The organism is Thermoproteus sp. CP80 (genome assembly GCF_002077075.2).
In the GTDB taxonomy this organism is placed as follows: domain Archaea; phylum Thermoproteota; class Thermoprotei; order Thermoproteales; family Thermoproteaceae; genus Thermoproteus.
This window is the reverse complement of the sequence record NZ_LCWM02000004.1, coordinates 20545-40328: the sequence shown is the minus strand read 5'-3', so window position 1 is coordinate 40328 and position 19784 is coordinate 20545. Positions and strand designations below refer to the sequence as shown.

Genomic DNA, 19784 nt, shown 5'->3' with positions numbered 1-19784 from the left:
GGTAATCCCTGGACTTCTGGCTTAGGCCGAATCTCGACAGGTCCCTTTCCAGCAGTGCTGGCGGCTCGTCTCCTCCAGCCACCTCTCTATGGCGTCTGCGAGCTCGGCGTAGCGGGCGAAGCCGTCGAGGTGCTCCCTGGTGCACTTTATCACTATCGTGCCGTCCTTCATGCGGCGCACCCTCGGCTCCTTTCCCGTCAGGGCCTTTATGAGGGCTGAGAACCTCTCGGCGTCGGCCTCCCTGCCGCCGGGGGCGTCGGCCCTAGCCACAGCGTAGCCCACGGCCGCGTTGTCTTTCCCATACCTGCCGAAGGTAATCGTGTACTCGCCCCTGACGCCGTCGCCTCTCGCTTCTTTTTCAGCTATGTCGGCGGCTATCGTGATCCTCAGGAGGGTCCTGCCGCTCCCGCTCCTCTCGGTCTGGGCACCTCCGCCGAGGACGTCCACGACGTACCTCTTGCCCCCGACGAAGACCTCAGCCCCCCTAACGTCCGCAAGCTTTAGGGAGCCCACCTCCCTACCCCTATCCACGATCTCCAGGGCCTTCTCGTAGACGGCGCCGCCCTTCTCCTCGGCCCTCTTCAGTATGTAGCTTACGAACTTGGCCGCGAGCCTCTGCCGATCGCCTTCGCCGTGGACTGAAAGCCACGCGGCGCGCTCAAGGCCCTCCCTGAGGACCCTTACATACCCCGCCTTCCCGCCCTTCGGCATCTTGACCGTGAAGTGCCTGCCCTCCACGAGGCCCATCGCCTCAAGCCGCCGTGCCTCCCGCTCTATGTTGCCGGGGTTTGTGGAAGCATATCTGACAACCAGCGCGCCCTCGGTCAGCCCCACTTCGTACTTCGGCCAGTCCTCCCTCAGCGTGAGCCCCCTCTCCAGCTTTTCTAGCCAGCGGTCGGCCGTCTCCCTGTCAACCCCGCCGTTCTCGACGGCCCTCCTAACGACCTCCGCGATGGCGTCCCTGAGCTCCTTGCGGCCGGCCGCAAGCATGTCGGTGGTGGCTTCGACGCGCCACACGCCTCTATCGCCCACCTTCTTCACCTCGGCGTTAACGCCCGCATGCCTGAGGAGGCGGGCCGCGAGCTCCACGCGGTTGCGATCCGTCGAGATGAATTCAAGCACGATCGCGTCTCTGCGCAGATAGACGTTGTACTTCACCTCGACGCCGCCCTCCGATATGGTCAGATCGGCGGCGACGTGGCCTTTTGGAGTCAGCCTCATGCCGCCGAACCGCACCTCCACCCGGGCCTCCCCCACGAACCCCTCGAACTTGTCGCTTAAGTACCCTCCGCCGGCGGAGGGCGCGGAGACGGCGAGGAGGCGCTTAAGCCTCGCCGCATCTCCGCCGATTGCGGCTATGCGGTATATGCCCTCGCCCGCGTACGTCCGCACGCCGAATCTCAGATCCTCGGGCAGGAGCTCGTTGAGCAGATGCAACGCGGTGAGGCGCAGGAGCGTAGCCCCACCGCCAAGCTCACCTCCGACGACCAGCACGACCAGCCCACGCTCCACGGAGCCGTCCCCCGCAATCGCGGTGGCGTACATCTCGCCGAACCGCAGCAGGGCCTCCTCCCTATCGAACCCGCCCCTAAGCGCCTTGTCCAGCATGATGAGCTCAAGGGCGGGGGCGACGAACTTCCTGGCCACCTCATCCCTCGCGCAGTCCCTAGCGAGGCAGCGCATATCGCTTAGGGCGAAGTCCACGACGCCCCAGACCTCTCCCCTAACCCTTTCCACATCCTCCTTGAGGACGCCGGCCAGCTCCCCAGCCAGCTTGTCGATGCGCTTCTCTGCATCTTTCTTATTCCCCTCAGTGTAGCGGATAATCAGCTTGGCCAGTCTCTCGGCGTACTCGCCCCTTATCCTCCCGCCGCTCAGGGCCTCCACAGCCCTCGACAGCCTCACGGCCCTCTCCTTACGCCACTCGCCGTCGTCTAACCCCCTCCTCGCCTCGGCGAAGTGGGCGAAGAGGGCAAGCTCGCCTAACATCTTCCCTACGAGACCCTCCCTCTCCGCCTCGCCCATCTCCTTGGGGCCCATCCAGGGCTTCAGCGCGTCGGCCAGCTCCCCGACCCTCTCAAGGATCCGGCTCCAGTCTATGACGTCCACCAGGTCGCGCCAGCCCTTGACGGGGCGGCCCAGCACCGACTCAAGCCATCTGCTCCCCCTCAGAATCCGGTCCTCCCTCCCGCGGGGCCAGTACATAATGACGTTGAGCCTATGGCCCTCCTTCGTGATGCTGGCCCCGCCCCTGATCGACTCCGGCTCGCCGAGGAGGGCGACGTACCAGGCCGCCTGCCAAGGATGGGCGGTGGCGGCCTCTATCCGCCCTCCGGAGGACGACACGTCCGTGGCACGCCACGCCATGAGTTGCGGCGCCTTGTCCATCCCCGAGAGGTCTGGCGCCTTCCTCTTCGCCTCCTCCACGAAGCGCCTCGACTCCTCCTCGGTAGCCTTGGAGCGCGGCTGTCCCTCCACCACCAGAGCGTCTACACGCGCCTCGACGCCGCCGTAGGCCCTGAGCACCTCGAATCCCTCCCCGACGCGCCTGAACTTGAGGTCGGCCTCATCGGCTCTGCTTAGGAGGTAGCGGAGGAGCGCCGAGGTGGCCCTGTCCTCCCAGCGGCCCGCGGCCCCCTTAGGCGAGCGGGAGGGGTCGACTGCCTCGCCGCGCCCCTTGGCGATCTCCCTGGCCTTCTTGTAGGCGGTCGCGGGCGTCGACAACACTATATCCGCCAGAGCGCCCTCCCCGGCCAGCAACATCGCCGCGTGTCCGTATATCCCGCCTCTGGCTATGGAGAGAAGGGCGGCGTATGCCTTGGTCCCCATGCTGGCGCCTCCGAACTTGGAGAGCTCGCCGCTCCCCGCCTCGGCCAGCCCCTCCGCCATTTTCAGGTCCACCTCCAGGAGGGGCTTGAGCCTCTCGTGGAGGTCGGGCTTCTCCTTATAGAGCGCCAGCACGACGTTCAGCTCCCTCCTCGTTAGCTCAGCCGCCTCCTCAAGCCTCCCATGCGCCTCGCGGAGCCTCTCGATCTCGCCGGCCGCCACCGTGAACTCTTGCTTCTTGACCAGGCCCCTCGCCCAGCGGTACAGCTCGCCCCACTCCCCATAGGCCTCCGCGCCCCTCACAAGCGCCCTGTAGAGGGCCAGCGCCGCGACCACGGCGGCGTCCTTCTCCGCCTCGCCCTCCACCGATCTCAGCGCCTCCCTCAGCTCCGCGAGGGGCCTGGGCAGGCTTTTGGATTCGGCCGGCCTCAGAAGCGCCCTATACGGCCCCTCCCCCCTCAGAGGCGCCTTTAGGACCCCGTCGACGGCCCCCTCGTCGATCCTCCACTTTATGTACCTCTCGGCCAGGGCCCTGAACCTCTCCGCCGCCCTCTCTCCCGCGTCGGCGAGCCCGGCGAAGAGCGGCAGGCCGGCCGCCGCGTAGGCGAGCCTGCCCAGCTCGATGAGGCCCCAGAGGCCCATGGCGGCGGAGGCCGCCACCAGCCCGGCCGCGACGGCCGCGGCCAGGAAGAGGTAGGCCTTGTGCTCGTCTACCCAAGCCAGGACCCTCGCGACGGCCTCGACGAAGAGCTCCGCCGGCCTCTCCGCCGCCACCCTGGCCCTCTCGAAAAGCTCCTTAGCCGACTCGTATAATGCCTTGGCCGCCCTCCGGACGTACTCGGCGGCCTCCCTGAACCGGCCCGCGTCCGCCAGCGCGAACGCGGAAGCTACGGAGGAGACCACGGCGTCCGAGTAGAGGCCTTGGTAGGCCGAGTAGGCGGCCGCCGCGGAGAGACCGGCTAAGGCGGTGGCCCTAAGCGCCCTCTCGACGGCCGATACGCCCTTAAGCGCGTCCCTCCTGTAGCGCTCGCCGGCCCTCGCAAGGACGTCTAGGATCTCCAGGACGAACTGCTTCACGCGGTGCTCGGCGTCGGGGATGCCCGCCTCCTCGGCCTTTCTTACGGCCTCCCTTATAGCGGGCTCTATGCGCGCGTAGAGCCTCTCGCCGTCCCTGGTCCGGTACCCCTCGAAGAGGTAGAGAAGGGCGTCCTGCGCGTGCCTCGCGGCGTCGGGGGACGCCATCAGGAGGCCGAAGTGGCTGAGTACGTCGCCGGCCACCTCGGCCAGTATGTGGGCGAATTCGGGCTCCCTTGCGGCCGCCCTCTCCAGCCTCTCCCTCACCCTCGCCGCGGCGAAGTCGTGGGCGCTGAAGGCCGCCTCCCTGTCGAGGACGGCGCCGAACCTCCCCACGAGGTAGGACGCCTCGTCGGCCGCCCCATCCGGGATCACGTCGGCTATAGGCGCCCTCGGCCTCCCGGGCTCCGCCCGCCCCAAGCCGCGCTCCTCTACGGTTTGTACTGACTGCCTCACCGCCTCGGGTTCCGCGCGCCCAGCCGCCTCGGCCGGCTCGGGTTTAGCCGGCTTCGCCGCCTCGGCCCTAGCCGCCTCGGGCTTGACCGACTCGGCCCTCTGGGGAGGCGGGAACAGCTCCTCGTACTTGAGGCCGGCGCCCATGAAGGCGTTGAAGAGCTCCAGCGTCCTCCTCGCCGCGGCCGGCTTCTTGGGCTGGTACGGCTCGGCCATCCCCTCGAACCACATGTTCACTGCTGTTATCCACGCGGCCCTGAACTCGCCCCACCCCTCCTCGTCCCCCACCAGCCGGTACATGAAGGCCGGCGTAAGCTCGCGGAGGAGCCACGGCGTAGAGATGACGTCCGCCACCTCCTCCTTGGTCCTGAGCTCCCTGCCCGCCCCGCTCCTAAGATACGACTCGAACTCGTCGGCAAGCCTGAAGGCCAGCCAGGTGAGGTAGAGCTCGTCGTGCCTCTCCCAGAGCCTCCCGTAGGGCTCTCCGTACCTCCTGCGCAGATGCTCAAGGGCGTCCCTGGCCCTGGGCCGGTCGAACTCATACACTATCTGCCACGCCGTTCTGTTGAGCCTCGCCTCGTAGAGCTCCCTCACCATCTTCCTCATGCCGTCGCGGTCCCTGGCCCTAAGGGCCTCCCCGAATTTAGACAGGGGCTCCTCGATCGAGAGCCTATCGATGGAGTAGGCGACTATCTGGTCGCCGTCTCTGGCCGGCTGTCTGTCCCTGAGGACGAACCAGATGAACGGCTCCGGCGCTGGCCACTCGGCGGGCCTTATATAGGCGAGGCCCTCGGGCGCGCCGTCAACGAGCTCCGTCACGGCCCTCTCAACCGCCGAGAGGTCTACGCCGCGGGGGGCGACGACGTAGGCGGGGCGCCACTCCTTGGGCACCCCCTCCTCGAAGGAGGCGGGCCTCTTTATCTGGCGGACCTCCCAGCCGGCTTCGCCGGCCCTTCTGGCGAGCTCGGCGTCCTCGGTCCAGTAGGCCACGTAGGGCTCTATCCGCCCCCTCCAGCCGCCCCGTGTATACGCCTCCACGTGCTCCTTAGGCACGGCGGAGAGGGCCAGCAGGAGGGCCCTCTCGGCGGCCTCCCTGCCCATCCTAAGGCCGGAGCCGCGGGCGTAGCGCCGCATGGCCTCGTGCATCTCCCCCACCGCGTCCTCGAGCCTGTCGCTCTCCACGAAGCGCTCCGCCGCCCTAACGCCGTAGGCCGCCAGAAGGCCGTCCACCGCCCTGCCCAGCTCGTCCGTAGACGCCTCCCCCCTCTGAACCCTCCTAGCAACCTCGACCGCCTGCTTTACATACTCCCCGAGGTCGCCCCACTCCCCATTCGCCGTGAAGACCTTGGACAAAGCTCCCTCAAGGGCCGCCAGGTCGGCGGCGGCGTCCCTCTTCACGATAATGCCTGCGCTCCTCAGGGCCTTGCGCAGGACCTCCCCCACCGCCTCGTCCTCCCTCCTGGCGATGATCTCCCTGACTGGCTGGGGTAGGGAGTTCCAGCGCTCCTCAAGCGGCCTGGCCCAATGCCGGGCGTACTCCCTAAGCGCCCTCTCCCTGGCCTCGTACGCCGTAAGGGCCATCCATCTGGATATTGGGTCGGAGCCCGCCTCCCTCGCCATATCGCCCAGGGCGAGGGCCGCCTCGGGCGAGAACTTGGCGATAGCGTCCACCGCCGCCAGGTACTCCCTCCTAGCGTTGAGGTACTCCTCGTAGGCGGGCCTAGCCCTCTCCTCCACGGCCTTCACTATGGCTTGGGGAGCATCGCCCTCGACGTCTATGCCGAGGGCCTTCAGCGCCTTCTTCAGCTCTTCGAGGGCCGCGAGGGCCTCCTCCCTGCTGCCCGCCCTGAGGGCCTTCAGGAGGGCCTGCCTGGCCCTCTCCACCTCCCTCTTGGCGAACCTACCGTCGTTCTTGACCAGGGCGAGGTAGACGGCCGCCCTCTCGGCGGCATCCCTCAACCTACTATAGTAGGTCGCGAAGACGTCCCTGACCGCCCTCGGCACGGCCTCCTCCACGCGGGACCTCTTGGGGGCTTGAGGGACGGCCCCCTCGAAGAACTGCCCTGCCCCCTCCAGGCGATAGCCCGGCTCCATGGGCCTTCCCCGGTCGGCTAGGACCCTCTCGAACTCCGCGTAGACCCTTTCGGCGTCTATGACCCTCACCGCCATACCGCCCAGCTCCCTCGGGAGGCCGAGCCCGTCGATCCAGCTCGCGACCCGCCTCACGTTCACTGCCTTGACCATCCTCTCCGCCACCTCCTGGGGATCGCCTGTAAAGGCCCTCGCCGTCAGGCCGAAGTACCTCGCGGCCACCTCGCGGACGTCATGCTCCTTAACGAAGTCGCGGATCTCGGCCACGTGCGCCCTATAGCGCGCCCTCGCGTCCGCCAGATGCCGCTCGGCCCTCTCCCTAGCCGCCTCGAGCTCCTCCCTGGCCCTTCTAGACAGTTCCTCCCGCGTCCCGGGATCCGCGGCCCTCTCCGCCTCCCGCATAAGCGCCTCGGCCCTCCTCTCGGCGCCCCTCAGATACGTCTGGACAAGGCGGATCTCCTCGTACGCCGCCCTCGCGCGCAGCGCCGAGGCCAGGAGCTTGAGCCCCTCCGCCTCGGCCCTCAGCTTCTCGGCCCTCTCGTCCCCGGCCGCCCCGGCCTCTGAGAGCAGGCGTGCGGCCTTGGCGCCGATCGCCGAAGCCGCCCCCTCGTAGAGCTGGATCTTGGCGCCCCTTATCGTCATCTCAGAGACCTCTCTGAAGGGCCTCCCCTCCCCCCTGTAATAAGCCCTCAGGCCCCTCACCACCGCCTCCTTGCTGAAGTCGCCGAGCCACCTCATCATCTTGCCGGCGTAGCTGAAGCCGCCCGCGATGCCGACGGGGGCGCCGGCCTTGACCGGGCTGGTCCTGGCGTGCTCGAAGGCAGAGGCTATGTACGGGCCGTACTCTACGAACAGCGAATACCACCTGGCGTACGTGGGCCGGAGCAGGTCGTGGCCGAGGCGGTCCACGACGTACGAGTACAGAGGCGCCCTGACGAGGGCCCTGACCCTCTCCTCGTCGATGAGGTGCCTTACTTCATCATATAGAGGAGACTCCCCGAAGGCCCCAGCAACCGAGCGCGCCCCAAGCGCCTCCCGCCTGACGACGCGGCGGCCCTCCAGGAGGTCCCTGACGAAGAAGAAATCCTCCCCGAACCTTCTGAATACGGCCGAGGTCTCCCGTAGGACCTCTTGCCTCAGCCTCTCGGCCTCCGCCGCGAGCCTCTCGACGGCTTGAGGCGCCAGCCTCAGCTCCTCGGCCCTCTCCAGCACGTGCAGGACGCGGCGGTACTCGACGGCCTTGCGCAGAGCGTCCAGCGCCTCCCCCTCGACCCTAAACCCGGCGAGGTATCTGGCGTAGTCCGACAGAAGGACAACGTCCGGCTTAATCTTGACGGCCTCCGCGGCGTTGGCCCTCTGCTCCCTGAGGAGCGACGCCCTATGCGCCACCGCCTCCCACGGCGCCTCCTCCACGCGCCTTACAGCAGTCCTCCCGGCCCACGCCCTCAGCGCCACCTCGCCCTCCTCGGCGCCCCTGGCCCCCAGCGCTATGCCTCTGGCGAGGCCGGCTATCCTCAAGGTCGGAATCCTCTCCTCGATATGCCACCTGACCATCTCCGCCGCTATCTGCCTCGTGTCGTACCTCGTGGGCGCCACGGCGTAGTGCGCCTCCAGGTACCTCTCGGCGCTTCTCAAAGCCCTTACGGCCAGGCCGAGGTCCATAAGCGCCAGGCCCTTGACTATGTCCTCGGCGGAGGCGTCCCTGGGGATCTGCGGCGCCCTCCCCTCGGCTATGTGCCGGAGGGCCTCGTTGAGGGCCGCGACCAGCCTAGCCCTAGGCGACCTGTCGATCACGGCGAAGTGCCTCAGCGCCTCCTCAAGGCGCTCCACCGCCTTCTTGGCCTCCTCGGCGATTTCAGCCCTTCCCTCCGCGGGGAGGTCGCCTGAGAAGTACCTCCTAAGGACCTCGTAACGCCTCCCGAACTCGTCGATAAACCGGCGGAAGTCTTCGTGGCCCTTCTCGGCGGCTTCGAGCATTATCTGCCTCGCCTTTTCGAGCTCCTCTCCGGCCTCTACGTAGTAGCGGGAGGTAGCGTACTCGGCCAGGTGCCTCTTGAACTCGCGGACGTAGGACTGCGCCGCCGCCCTCAGGTTGAGCAGAGCCTCGGCCTCCTCCGGCTTGATCCTGCCCTCCGCCTCGAGCCTGGCGACGACGTGCGGGTCCAGGCGCAGGAGGGACCGCCACGCGAACGGCAGCCTGTCCAGCCTCCACCAGAAGAGGTAGTACGAGAGGGAGTGGCGCGTCATCTCCACCTTCTCCTGTATCTCGGCGTCTATCCTCGGCGAGAGCTCCCTCACGGCCTGGACGATGTTGTCCGCCCTCAGAGCCTCCTTGACGCGTCTAGCCATCTCCAGCGCCCTACGCCTCTCCTCCTCCCTCCTGCGCTCAAGGTTCCTCATCCACTCCACGTCCGCCCTCTCCTCCACGGCCCGCCTTATGCGCTCCAGGGCCTCCCTCCTCCACTTGACGTCGATCTCCTCCCTTATCTGCTCCGCCGGGTCCTTCACGGCTATGTCCCTCCTGCGCTTCACGTACTCGCGGTAGTACTCCCTCAGGTCCGGGCTTCTGATCCGCCTCAGCGCCGGTATTCTCGAGGCGGCGAGGGCGTGCGCCCTTGCGGCGATCCTCACGGAGGCCCTCATGAAGGGCCTCCTCACGGCCCTCCAGACCCCCGCGGGCACCTTGACGCCCACCGTGAGCCTCACCGGCAGCCAGTAGGTCCACTCCTGCACCGCGCCGGTCGCGAAGCGCCAGAGGAAGTAGCTCGGCGAAGGGAACTCGAAGAGGGACGCGAGGAGCTCGAAGGCGGCGACCACCGCGAAGATCGATACGAACAGGGTCTGGAACACGCGGGTTATCAAGCCGGCCGCCGCGGATATGGGGGACAGCATTCTGGAGACGTCCCAAAGCGCGACGCCGACGGCCCTGTCCACGGGCGGCATGGCCATGCCGGGGCCGTAGTAGGGCGCGTAGGGGAGGGCGCGGTTGTCCCAGGGCACGTCCCAGCCGCCCGCATAAGGCGCCAGGGCGGCCGGAGGGGGCGGAGGCGGGCTGTTGAACATGGCCTTGAAGTATTCGGCGAGGCCGCGGTACTGCCCAGCCACTCTGGAGTCCCCCAGGGCGTATCTAGCGACCCACCACTCCGCGGCCGGGGTGAGGGCAAGGGAGCCGTTGACCGCGGCGGAGCCGCGCCAGTCGTACGCGACGCATGCGACGAGGAAGTTCTCCGCCCGGTAGGAGCCCGGCGCCGTGTAGTACATGGGCACCACGGCCGGGGCCCTGTCCAGCGACTCCAGAAGGGCCTGGCCGCTCGCCGCAACGGCCCTGAGGACCGGGTCCCCCTGCGTCGAGGCGAAGGCCGCGAATCCGCTGTAGTTGGCCCACCTGAGGACGGCCCTGGTGAAGTTCCTGAGGACCACCTGGCTGAAGTAGTCGTCCCTAAGGAGCGCCGTGAGGTTCCCCTCGGCCGCCGGCACGGCCCGCCAGTCCGGCGTGGAGGCGGGCGCGGTTAGCGCGGAGCAGTAGAACTGGCCCTCGGCCCCATCCACGTAGGCCGCCGACGTCGAGTTGTCCCAGAGGACGCCGGGGAGGGCGCCGCCGCTGGGCTTCACCGCAACGACGCCGCCCTGCATCCACCAGAACCCATAAAGAATGCGGGTCCTCGGCCTTACGTCGTAGACGTAGATGGTCTTGTAGACGTGCCTATCCTCTATCGTGCACGTGGCGTTGTTCGGCGGCGTCGGCCCGTCCCAAGGCCCGTGCTCGCTCCACACCGAGATGACCCAGCTCCTCTCCACGACGGGTATCTGCGCCGTGTAGTTCTCGGGCTCCCTCACGACCCAGGGCCTTCCGTATATCGTCGTCGATATGTTGTATAGGATCTGCTCGTCCACACTCTGCACGCTGTAGGCGTCCCACCACTGTCTGCTTGAGGTGTATGTATTGTTTCCCTGGGTCCATGTACATACCTCAGTCCATGTATATAGATATATAGTTTTGTTTAGATACAGGGAGGCCTTGGGGAGGGAGAAGTTGAAGTAGTCGGCGACGCCGCCGACGACTGGATCCACGGCGGCCTTGGCCCCTATGCCGCGGAGGTTCCAGAGTGAGAAGTTGTAGAGGCCGGCCTTGAGCGTCGTGTCCAGGAGGGCGCATCCGGACCTATTCCCCAGGGCGTTGATGCACGTCTCGTTGTCGGGCCCGGACAGCCAGCCCCACACCCCGTCCCAGGCCTTGGCGACGCCTCCGCCCACGGGGCCGTGCTCGCCCAGGGCCGTGTACCTGATGTCGACGCTTAGGAGGCGCCAGAAGGGGGGCGGCCTCACGTCGACGAAGTAGCTCCTGTAGCCCAGGGACGCCGCGAATCTGCACGCGCGCTCCGCGGTCTGGTTCAGCCACTCGCCCACGTCGGGCGGAGGCGGGCTGCCGCCTCTGGAGGCCTCCTCAGCCGCCAGCCGGTATATGTCGGGAAGGCCCTCCCTCTCCACGCAGGAGCCGCTCTGCGGCGTCGGCGCCGGGAAGTCGAGCCAGTCCAGGACGGCGTAGGCCCTCCACGTCTTGTTGCCGTACGCCACGGGCGCGACGGAGCCGGTCGTCGCGGCGACCCAGTCCGACCCGTTGAAGACGGCCCTCGCCGACCTGCCCAGACCCAGTATCCCCTCCACCACGTCCTCCGGCGGCGTCGCCGATGCGTTCGCCACCCACCGCATCCCCTGGGCCAGATAGGCCGGGCTCGGCTGGACGAAGGTGTTGTTGTACCTGGCCAGGTAGAGGACGTCGGGGGCACCCTCCACAGCCAGCAGGGGCGGAGGGGAGGAGCCCGCCGCGCTCTGGGCGATCCGCTCGCCCCAGGCCGCGGTGGCGTTGCCCCACTGCGCCGCGTCCACGGCTAGGGGCGACAGGTAGTACCCCGTATACGACAGCAGTACGGCGAGGAGCGCGAAGGCGGCCATGAGGCCTCCCAACGCCCTGGTGCGGCCCGTGGTCAGGGCCAGCGCGGACAGCGAGAGGAGGGGGACGGCGAGGCGCCTCGCGAGATCCGCCATCGCGTCGAAGAGGTGGTACACCATGCCCATGGACGTGGCCGCGTTGTACATAGTGAGGAGGAGGCCCATGACGGGGTCGAACCTGGAGAGGCCCGCGGCCCACTCGGCGATCGCCGCCCCCTGGCCGCCGGGGACGACCGTCAGGAGCACGGACACGATCACGTCCTTGAACGCCGCGGCGTACACCGCGGCGGCCATGGCCCGCTGGAAGGCCTCCACGGCCGTCATGGCGGCGTGGATCGCCGCGTAGTTCCTGTCGAGGGCCTCCTGAAGGGAGGGGGCGGGGGCGACGTACCAGAGGTACTCCCCCCGCCTGGGCTCGAAGACGCCGGCGGGCATCGGGGCGCCGAACCACGCGGCCACGGCCGAGACCGCCGCGGGCACCAGGATCATGGCCGCGACGGCCGCCATCACGGGGTGGGTCCACCTGGGGTCCCCCCTGATGAGCATCAGGGCAGCGGCGAGGACGGCCGAGGCGAGCACCACCGGGTCCGGCGCTATCTCGATCATTCCACCGCGAAGTGCGCCCCCACCTCGTCGAATATGCGGGAGAAGGCGTACGCGAGCGCCGCCGCCGTCAGGCCTATCAGGCCGAGGACCACCATGGCCTTGACGGCGTCCCAGACGGGCCCCACGTCGCCGATCAGGTTCTGCCAGGTCATCTGGACGGGCGGCGCCGTCCTGTAGGCGACCTCGGCCCCCAGCGCCAGGACCACCGGCACGACGGCGCCTATGGCCATGAGCCACGCGCCGAGGTTCCTGGTCCTCTCGTACGTCACGAGGACGGCCCCCACCGGCAGGAAGGCGGTCCACGTCTTGGCCAGGGCGGCGGCTGCGGCGTAGATGGGCGCCGTCACCAGTACGTTGCCCAGCACCGTCGCGGCCACGGACATGACGTTGGCTATGGCCATGCTCCAGCTCTGCGTCCACGGCGTGAGGCCCGTGCCGAAGACGGCCCAGAAGAAGGTCGTGAGGGAGCTCTCCGCGTCGTGGAAATATCTGGCGTATAGGGCCGACGCGTTGTCGAGGGCCGCCTGCATCGCGTCTCCGAACCGCTGGGCGTCGCCCACGGCGCTGAGGAGGGCCCCCGCCTGCGACCCGCCGATGCCGGTCAGGCTCAGATATGCGTCCACGCCCAGCAGGAGGAGGTGGGGGACCGCCATGGCGAGCCCGAAGAGGACGCCCGCGATGACCACCTTCTCGAAGCCCTCGGCCGCCCTGGCCTTGCCCTCCCGCCCCCCTAGGAGCCAATGCCCAGCGTAGTAGAGCGCCTGCGCCGAGAGGACGGCCACGCCTGAGAGGGTTAGGGGATCTAGAAAAACGGGGGGCTGGGGCATCCGGCTAGATGGACTTCATTATGGCGTTGAACATGTCCACGAGGGGCTTCGACACCACCTTCGCGAAGAGGGTCCACGCCGTCCCCGCGTTGAAGCTCCCGCTTATGGATGCCGCGGCCGCCATGATGCCGTAGAAGATGAAGAACAGCACGGCCAGCCCTATCGCTATGTCCTTGGTCCTCTCCACCGCGTCCCACATGGCCCCCAGCCTCTGGAAGCGCGTGGGCGCTATGTAGGCCACGGCGATGTGGAATATGGCTATCCCCACGGCGGCCCAGAACAGTGCCCCGAATATGTCCACCACAAGCCCCAGCCCGCCCACGGTCCAGCTCTCGACCTGGCCGACGACGGCTGCGGCGTTGCCCGCGGTGGCGTTGCCGGTGGCGTTGGAGGTCTGCGCGTGCGCGAGCGCCGCGGCCAGGGCCAGCGCGAGGGCCGCCGCGACGGCGGCCTTCTTAGGCTCCCCGATTGCCTTCTTGGCCTTGGACTCCCCGCCCCCCTTGCCCTTAGCCATCGGCTTGTTCGTGGGCGGCATGCCGTCGAATACTCGGCCGGCCGGAAAAACCCTAAATGCCCCGATCCGGCGGACGCCCCCAGCCGCCGGCGGCTGGAGGCATCCGACGTGGGCCAAGCCCGTCTATCCCTCTGGAGCCCTCGGGATGCCGCCTCTCGGGGGACGTCTCCTCGGCTCTGGAGCCCCGTGGAGCCCCCCTCGCCCGCGTCCCATACCGCCCCCATCGCCTCCTAACGGCCCCGGCAAGCCCGTGCTCCAGCCCTCGAGGCGCCTCCTCGGCCTCGAGTCTGAGGGATCGAGGCGGCGGCCGGGACGGCGCTATGTAGGATATATAGCGCTAGGCGCGGCCTACGGCCTGGCCGTAGACGAGCCTCTCCATGCGGCTGACGGACCTGCGGGGGAGCACCGCCTCGTAGAGCCTGCGCACGACGCCGACCTCGCCCTCCATCTCCGCCTCTATCTTCATCGCGACGCCCCACGGGGCCCTCGCCACCTCCACAAACTCGGCGCGGCAGAGCGGCACGCACCAGTAGAGGGAGCTGTCGAGCTCCTCCAGCGGCCTCCTCCCCGCCAGCACGTCGAGGAATAGGGTGAGGGCGTCGTGTATGCCTATGAGGGGCCCGCCGTAGATGTCGATCTTCGCCCAGTGCCGCCTCCCCAGCTCTGTAACCTCTGTGTAGAGCCGGAGCTCGCCCAAGAGGGACCCGTCCGGCGTAAACAGGTCGAAGCGCTCAGATCTGGCCATACCTAACGAGCCCGCCCCTCCCTGGAGAGGTGGGGCACGCCCGGCTCCTCCGCGCCTCCGGCGAGGCGGAAGCCCTTGGACGCCTCCCGACTCCGTAGACCGCCACGTCCACACCATCTGGCCGGGTTTGGATAAGCCCTAAGCCCGCGTAGCCCTCCAGAACCTTCATGCCGAAAGATCAGCGCGGCTCGCCCCTCGCCGCGCTCGGCATCGCAGAACGTCGACGGGCGGTACAGGCAGTCGCGCCAGTCGGGCCTGCCGCTCATGCCGCCTCCTTCAGGGCGGGCTCCAGGGGTATCTTGACGTGGTACTTTATCTGGCGCGGCGACAGCTCCAGCACGCCCATGGCGTAGGGCTTGCTCCCCGCCGCCGCGGCGCCGCCCACAGTCTCGCGGGGCGTCGTCGCGCTGATCAGATACTGTATGTCGTCCCTGTCCAGCTGGAGCACCTTGGCGCTGCGCTCAAGGGCGCGGAGGGTCCCTCCCAGCTGGAGGACGAAGCCGGCGGACTTGATTATGTCGTCGGGGATGTGGTCGGCCAGCTGGGCGACGATCCACAGGGCGAACCCGTACTTCCTCCCGCCCATGGAGAACTGCCGTATGAGCGAAAGGACGGCGTTGGTGACCACGCCGCCCTCGGCGACCCTGGCCGAGTGCATGAGGAGGGCCGCCTCGTCCACGACGATCACGGTCTCCACCCTCTCGGCGAAGGGCCTCCCGCCCTGCTGCGCCAGATACCAGAGGAGTATCAGCGAGACGAAGAAGGCCTGCGCCGCCGCGTCGTGCCTCAGCGGGCGCAGGTCCCACACCACGTTCTCGGGGGGAGCCGCCTCCTTCACGGCCTTGACCCCGGCGGCCTGCGCCACGGCCTCGGCCGCGGCCCTGGGGTCCACGGAGGCGGATCCGGCCGCGCCGGGAGGCATCAGGCCGAACTCCACGAGGAGCGTGCGGAAGTACCTGTTGTCCCTCAGGGAGCCGAGGGGCGGCACGAGCCGAGGCACCTCGAAGACCTCAGCCCCTATCAGCTTGGCCAGCGCGACGTAGTCCCCGTGGGGGTCGATCACGACCAGCCTTATGTCCTTATGCTTGGCCAGCCGCGCGGCCAGGGTGCCGACCGTCCACGACTTGCCCATGCCCGAAGGGCCCAGGACGACCGCGTGGGCCACAGGCATGGAGTCTATGTCGATCTCCACGGGCCTGCCGAATCTGTCGACGCCCACCAGGAGCTTCCTCCCCGACGACATCAGCTTCCCGCCGTAGAAGATCGGGACGCGCGACAGGTCGTGGCTTAGGGCCTTGGTCATGTAGGCCGGGTTGGGCGTCCAGAACAACACGTTCGCCAGGGGGTCTCTGCGGATCTCCAGCTGGGTGGCCAAGTCCTGCGAGCCGAAGACCTGCATGTAGATGGGCCTCTCGTCGTACTTCAGCATGCGCTCCAATAGCTGGGAGGCCTTGTGGAGCCTCACCACCACGCTCCTCTTCTCGACGGGGCTTTCATACGCCTTGCCGAACTCCCTCTCCACGCTCCTCTCGGGCCTCGGCGCGAAGACGACGGCCCACTTCTCCATCTTGGCGATGGCGGTTGCCTCCGCCGATGCGTAGAGCTCCAGGGTCTGCCTCGACGTCCCTATGTCGCGCTTGGTGGACACGGCCTCGACCGACAGGAACAGCTCCGCCTCTCTGTACCATTTACGTATGTAATGGGCGTGGTACAGCAGTATGAGGGCCACGGCGATGAACGCAGGGTCGAGGGGCGCGAGGGCGAGGGGCACCGCGGCCACGTAGTAAAGCCAGCGCCGCGGCCTGATTCTGCCGGACAGCCAGAGGTCCCTGTGGAGGACGAAATACGTGCGGAGCACCGACTCCACATGCGATATGCGGCTTTCGTCCGGGATCCTCGTGGAGTAGCGTATGAACCTCTCGTCGCCGAGCTGGATGACCGAGATGAACTCGTGGCTCTGGAGGGCGAGGGAGGCGTACATCTCGTGGATCGTCTGGGCCGCTGATATGCCGAACTCGCTTCTAGTGGGCTCGGCCTTCCACAGGACGTGGTACAGCCTGCGGCGGGGGTCGTACGCCGCCGGGTACTGCCCTATCTGGGCCCTCTCGCGGTAGGGCTCAAGGGGCCATCTCCGGCCGTATATCCAGAGCAAAAGCCACCTGCCCCAGAGGTACGCCGCGGCGACCGCGACGAGGGCCGTGGCGGGGTGCCGGTAGAGAGATACGGCGAAGGCGGCGAGGGCGATGTAGATGTAGGCGTGGGGTCTCCTCATCTCCTCATCAGCTTTGCCGCCTCCTCCCTCTTGCCCTGATACAGCAGCGTGACCAGCATCTCCACGTCGGCGTCAATCCTCACGGCCTCCCTCACGAGCTTGAGGTCGTCCTCCCTGCCCTCAAGCTTTAGGTACGCCAGCATGCGGTAGCAGCCGCGGACGTCCGTGCAGTGCTCGGCCATGTGCCAGAGGTCCTTGAACAGAGGCCTCACCTTATACATCCGGAGCACATCCTCAACGCCGAGCTCCACGTAGTCGAGCTCCCACTCCCCGTACAGCTTTTCGGCCCTGACTATGTCGCGGAACCTGCGCGCCGCCTCCCTCGCCCTGCGCCGCTCCCTCAACCTGCGGCGGGCCTCCGCGACTCCTTCCCTTATCCTGTGGCGGATCTCCAGAAGCCTCATCTCCTGACTTGCCTCGCCACCTCGCCCATGAGCCGGAGGAACGCCTTCTTCCAGCGCCCGAGCGACCGCGCCTTGGGATGGTGGGGCAGTATGGCGGGCGTCAGCCTCTGATAGGCCCTGGCCACCGCCGGCGAGTAGGGCAGGACGGCGGCCGAGTTGGCCAGCCCCTTGTATCTGCCCAGGTCGACCCCCTCGGCCATGTTCACGGCGAGGATGCTGTGGGCGGCGTCGGCCTTGAAGTCGCCGACGAACTCGAGGCCGGGCGGGTCTGAGACGATAACCGCCACGTCCAGCCGGGGCGTCTTGGCCATGGGCGGGAGGTCTATCACGGCTATGGACACCTTCATCTTCTCCAGCGCCCTCAACGCCGCGTCCAGCGCCTCCGGCGTGCGCGTCACGGCCACGGGTATGTCCTCCCTTCCCGCATGGACGCCTGGCTGGACCCCCGCGGCCAGGAGGAGGGAGGCCATGGGCACGGGCGAGGCGTCGATGAGGCCGGCGGTCGCCGCGACGGCGTTTAGGTACAGGACCGCGGAGGAGGCGAGCGTGGTCTTGCCGGTCCCGCCCTTGACGAAGCAGAACCCTATCCTCATCATATTCTTGATGGGGTCGGCGCCGCCTCGAGGCGCGGCCCTCCAACGCGCCGGAGCGCCTCCAGCAGCACCCGGTCCATACAGGAGGCCGGCCTCAGCGCCGCGTCGTCGGACGTCGCCGAGAGCAGCATAGAGCGCCTCCTCCGCCCCGCATCGTGCGCCGCCCGCCGAGGCTGAGGCGCAGATGATTTGGACGCGTCCGCGGCCTGGAGCGCGGCCTGAAGGGCCGGCTGATGCGCGGCCTGGGACCGCGCGGCCCGTCCGCCGGACTCGTCGAGGCCGTCTACCCCTCTGCTGGCCGGTATCCGGATCCCTTTCCTGATGTTCGACACACGTGTCCCGCTCGGCCGAGAGGAAAAACCTTGCCCGGCCTCCACTGCCCCTGTCGTCGCAGAGCCCTCCACGGCCCTACATGCGGGTCCTCGGGCGCGGTCCTGCGGATCGAGCGGGGGCCGCGTCCTGGCCGGGGCGGAGGGCCCGCCGGGCGCGTCACCCCCTCTCCAGGTACTTGTAGAAAAGCCTCCTGGCGGCCCTCGCGGCGTCCTCCCGCGAGGCGTACTCGCCGCCCAGCATCGCCCTCAGCTCCCTCAGCACGTTGCTCACCCGGCGCATGACCGACCCGTCCTCCCTGAAGCGCCCGACCTCCCGGACCAGGGCGGGCCTGATCCTCACGAGCCCTCCCCGGCCCCTCGAGAGCGAGGAGTAGAGCATCGCCGAGAAGCAGAGCTCCACGTGTGCCTTGAAGTAGGCCGCGTCCCCGCACAGAGACGCCTCGCAGAGCTCCGGCCGCTCGCCGTAGGAGGCGCCCAGGCACCCGGCCTCAGGCCCGCGCGCCGGCACGGCCCCCCAGGACGCACCTCTCCCACTCCTCGAGCCTCCCGCCGAGGAGCCCGGCCGCCCAGCACCGCACGGCCTCGAAGTCGACCTCCGCGGCCCGGCCGCAGCCGCCCGCCTCGAGGCCGAGCATCCCGAAGAGACAGCGCAGGGCTGCGTCGAGCCCCACCCGCCGAGGCGCCGACCCGGAGGCCGGCCCCTCCTGCGGCGGCGGAGCGGCGGGCCCGGCGGTCGCCCTCCTCAGGGGCCTCTCGGCCCTCCTTCTCTCGCAGTAGTCGGCGAAGTCGGGCCTCCCGCAGAGGCCCACGGCCTCCACCACCGAGACGTCGAACTGGGGCGTGAAGAAGTCGAAGATCCTCTTGCCGTAGTCCACGAGGGCCTCCACGGCCCTCCGGGCGGACGGGAACTCCCGGTAGAAGGTCACGGAGACGCACCGCTCCGCCGGCGCCACCTTGCCCAAGGCGAACCACTGCCCCTCGGCCTTGGCGGCTAGGTAGACCACGGGCTTGGGCTCCCCGCCGCACACGGCGCCGCCGTCCTCCAGCGCGGCCCTCCTCACCACCCACACGGCGTCGGCGGGAGGGAGGCCGCGCGCCATCCTCCAGCCCCCGCCGAGGATCTGGGCCACCCTATCCGGCTCCACCCACGCCATGGCCGGCCAGGGGCCCGGGCGCTGCGGCTACGGGCCGGCGGGCGGCCCGCTTTACGTGCGCACAAAACGGCGGAGTCCCCCCGCCCCTCGTAGCGGGGAGGCGCGGCGGGGCCTCCGCTACGGAGGGCGGCTCCGGGCCGCCGTGTTGTATATACGTAGAGAGGCTCATCCCCCCTTCTGTAGCTCGGCGGCCTCCAGCCTCCCCATCTCGGCGTCTATGTGCGCCATCCTCCTGGTCGCGATCCAGTAGGCGAACTCCGCCAGCGTGAGGTTCCTCCTGCGGCCGCGCCTCGGGTTCCGCGTGTTGGCGAGCCAGAGGAGGCCCCTCGCGCCGAGCAGGTCGAGGACCGCCTGCGGGAACACCCTTCTGAGGTAGGCGTGGGGGTGGCCGACCGAGCGGGGGATGGGCAGATCCGGGGCGTTCTTGCGCCAGGCCTCCCAGGGCCCTCTGCCGTAGGTGCCGAACAGGGACAGGAGGAAGCAGGGGGAGACGAAGACGCGGGCCCCCACCTCCTCGGGGACGTCGAGGAGGGGAGGCCTGAGCCTCGCCCCCATGGGGACCAGGCCGGACTCCACGTAGCGGTTGAGCTCCTCGGCGTGGGGCCCCGCGAATCTGACGGGCCGGGGCTCCGCGAGGGCGGGCCTCACCGCGTGGGGGTTTTGGAAGAAGGCCGAGAGGACGTCCTCGGCGTCCCTCACGCCGAGCCTCCGCTTGAGGAGGGGCACAAGCGGTCCGTACAGCCTCTCGAAGTCCTCCACATCCCAATGCAGGAAGCCGCAGACGTCGCCCACGACCCTCACCTCCACGGCACAAGGTACGCACCCACTAAAAAACGCGCTAGTTATGCCGGAAAAGTGGAGGGAGACACCTCCCAAAAACTTCCCCCACGGCTATAGTTTCAGCGTGGACTCTCCGCTGCGGCCTCGATCACCCGTGGAGATA

Annotated in this window: 10 protein-coding genes; all 10 read right to left on the bottom strand. The window is 68.4% G+C overall.

The window, feature by feature from the left end; all coding sequences use genetic code 11:
- Positions 1–21 precede the first annotated feature (21 nt).
- The gene (locus tag B7L68_RS01385; RefSeq protein WP_081245906.1) at positions 22–12000 is read right to left on the bottom strand and encodes a hypothetical protein; all 11979 of its coding nucleotides are present in this window, start codon (positions 11998–12000) and stop codon (positions 22–24) included.
- Complete coding sequence (locus B7L68_RS01380) at positions 11997–12782, bottom strand: hypothetical protein (RefSeq protein WP_081245905.1); 786 nt, start codon at positions 12780–12782, stop codon at positions 11997–11999. The genes B7L68_RS01385 and B7L68_RS01380 overlap by 4 nt, the downstream gene beginning before the upstream one ends.
- Before the next feature lie 49 nt (positions 12783–12831).
- On the bottom strand, positions 12832–13362 hold the full coding sequence (locus B7L68_RS01375; RefSeq protein ID WP_081245904.1) for a hypothetical protein: 531 nt from the start codon (positions 13360–13362) through the stop codon (positions 12832–12834).
- Positions 13363–13678: 316 nt separating this feature from the next.
- Positions 13679–14086 carry a hypothetical protein gene (locus B7L68_RS01370; protein ID WP_143615277.1) on the bottom strand — a complete coding sequence of 136 codons (408 nt, stop codon included), beginning with the start codon at positions 14084–14086 and terminating at the stop codon, positions 13679–13681.
- A gap of 262 nt (positions 14087–14348) precedes the next feature.
- Positions 14349–16358 (bottom strand): helicase HerA domain-containing protein, encoded by a 2010-nt coding sequence (locus B7L68_RS01365; protein WP_081245902.1) that lies wholly within the window; start codon positions 16356–16358, stop codon positions 14349–14351.
- Positions 16355–16762, bottom strand: coding sequence for a hypothetical protein (locus tag B7L68_RS01360; RefSeq protein WP_081245901.1), 408 nt, complete (start codon positions 16760–16762; stop codon positions 16355–16357). The genes B7L68_RS01365 and B7L68_RS01360 overlap by 4 nt, the downstream gene beginning before the upstream one ends.
- Positions 16759–17355 carry a hypothetical protein gene (locus B7L68_RS01355; RefSeq protein ID WP_143615276.1) on the bottom strand — a complete coding sequence of 199 codons (597 nt, stop codon included), beginning with the start codon at positions 17353–17355 and terminating at the stop codon, positions 16759–16761. The genes B7L68_RS01360 and B7L68_RS01355 overlap by 4 nt, the downstream gene beginning before the upstream one ends.
- A gap of 489 nt (positions 17356–17844) precedes the next feature.
- Entirely contained in the window at positions 17845–18195 is a 351-nt protein-coding gene (locus B7L68_RS01345; RefSeq protein WP_081245898.1) for a hypothetical protein, read from the bottom strand.
- The gene (locus B7L68_RS01340) at positions 18176–18841 is read right to left on the bottom strand and encodes a hypothetical protein (RefSeq protein WP_081245897.1); all 666 of its coding nucleotides are present in this window, start codon (positions 18839–18841) and stop codon (positions 18176–18178) included. Before B7L68_RS01340 ends, B7L68_RS01345 begins: the two co-directional genes overlap by 20 nt.
- A 165-nt stretch (positions 18842–19006) precedes the next feature.
- Positions 19007–19648, bottom strand: coding sequence for a hypothetical protein (locus B7L68_RS01335; protein ID WP_081245896.1), 642 nt, complete (start codon positions 19646–19648; stop codon positions 19007–19009).
- Between the last annotated feature and the right edge of the window lie 136 nt (positions 19649–19784).

What these genes read in the sequence shown, in the direction of transcription:
- B7L68_RS01385 (WP_081245906.1), bottom strand. Translation starts at nt 12,000, where the DNA reads ATGATCGAGATAGCGCCGGACCCGGTGGTGCTCGCCTCGGCCGTCCTC.
- B7L68_RS01360 (WP_081245901.1), bottom strand. Translation starts at nt 16,762, where the DNA reads ATGAGGCTTCTGGAGATCCGCCACAGGATAAGGGAAGGAGTCGCGGAG.
- B7L68_RS01365 (WP_081245902.1), bottom strand. Translation starts at nt 16,358, where the DNA reads ATGAGGAGACCCCACGCCTACATCTACATCGCCCTCGCCGCCTTCGCC.
- B7L68_RS01370 (WP_143615277.1), bottom strand. Translation starts at nt 14,086, where the DNA reads ATGGCCAGATCTGAGCGCTTCGACCTGTTTACGCCGGACGGGTCCCTC.
- B7L68_RS01375 (WP_081245904.1), bottom strand. Translation starts at nt 13,362, where the DNA reads ATGCCGCCCACGAACAAGCCGATGGCTAAGGGCAAGGGGGGCGGGGAG.
- B7L68_RS01355 (WP_143615276.1), bottom strand. Translation starts at nt 17,355, where the DNA reads ATGAGGATAGGGTTCTGCTTCGTCAAGGGCGGGACCGGCAAGACCACG.
- B7L68_RS01340 (WP_081245897.1), bottom strand. Translation starts at nt 18,841, where the DNA reads ATGGCGTGGGTGGAGCCGGATAGGGTGGCCCAGATCCTCGGCGGGGGC.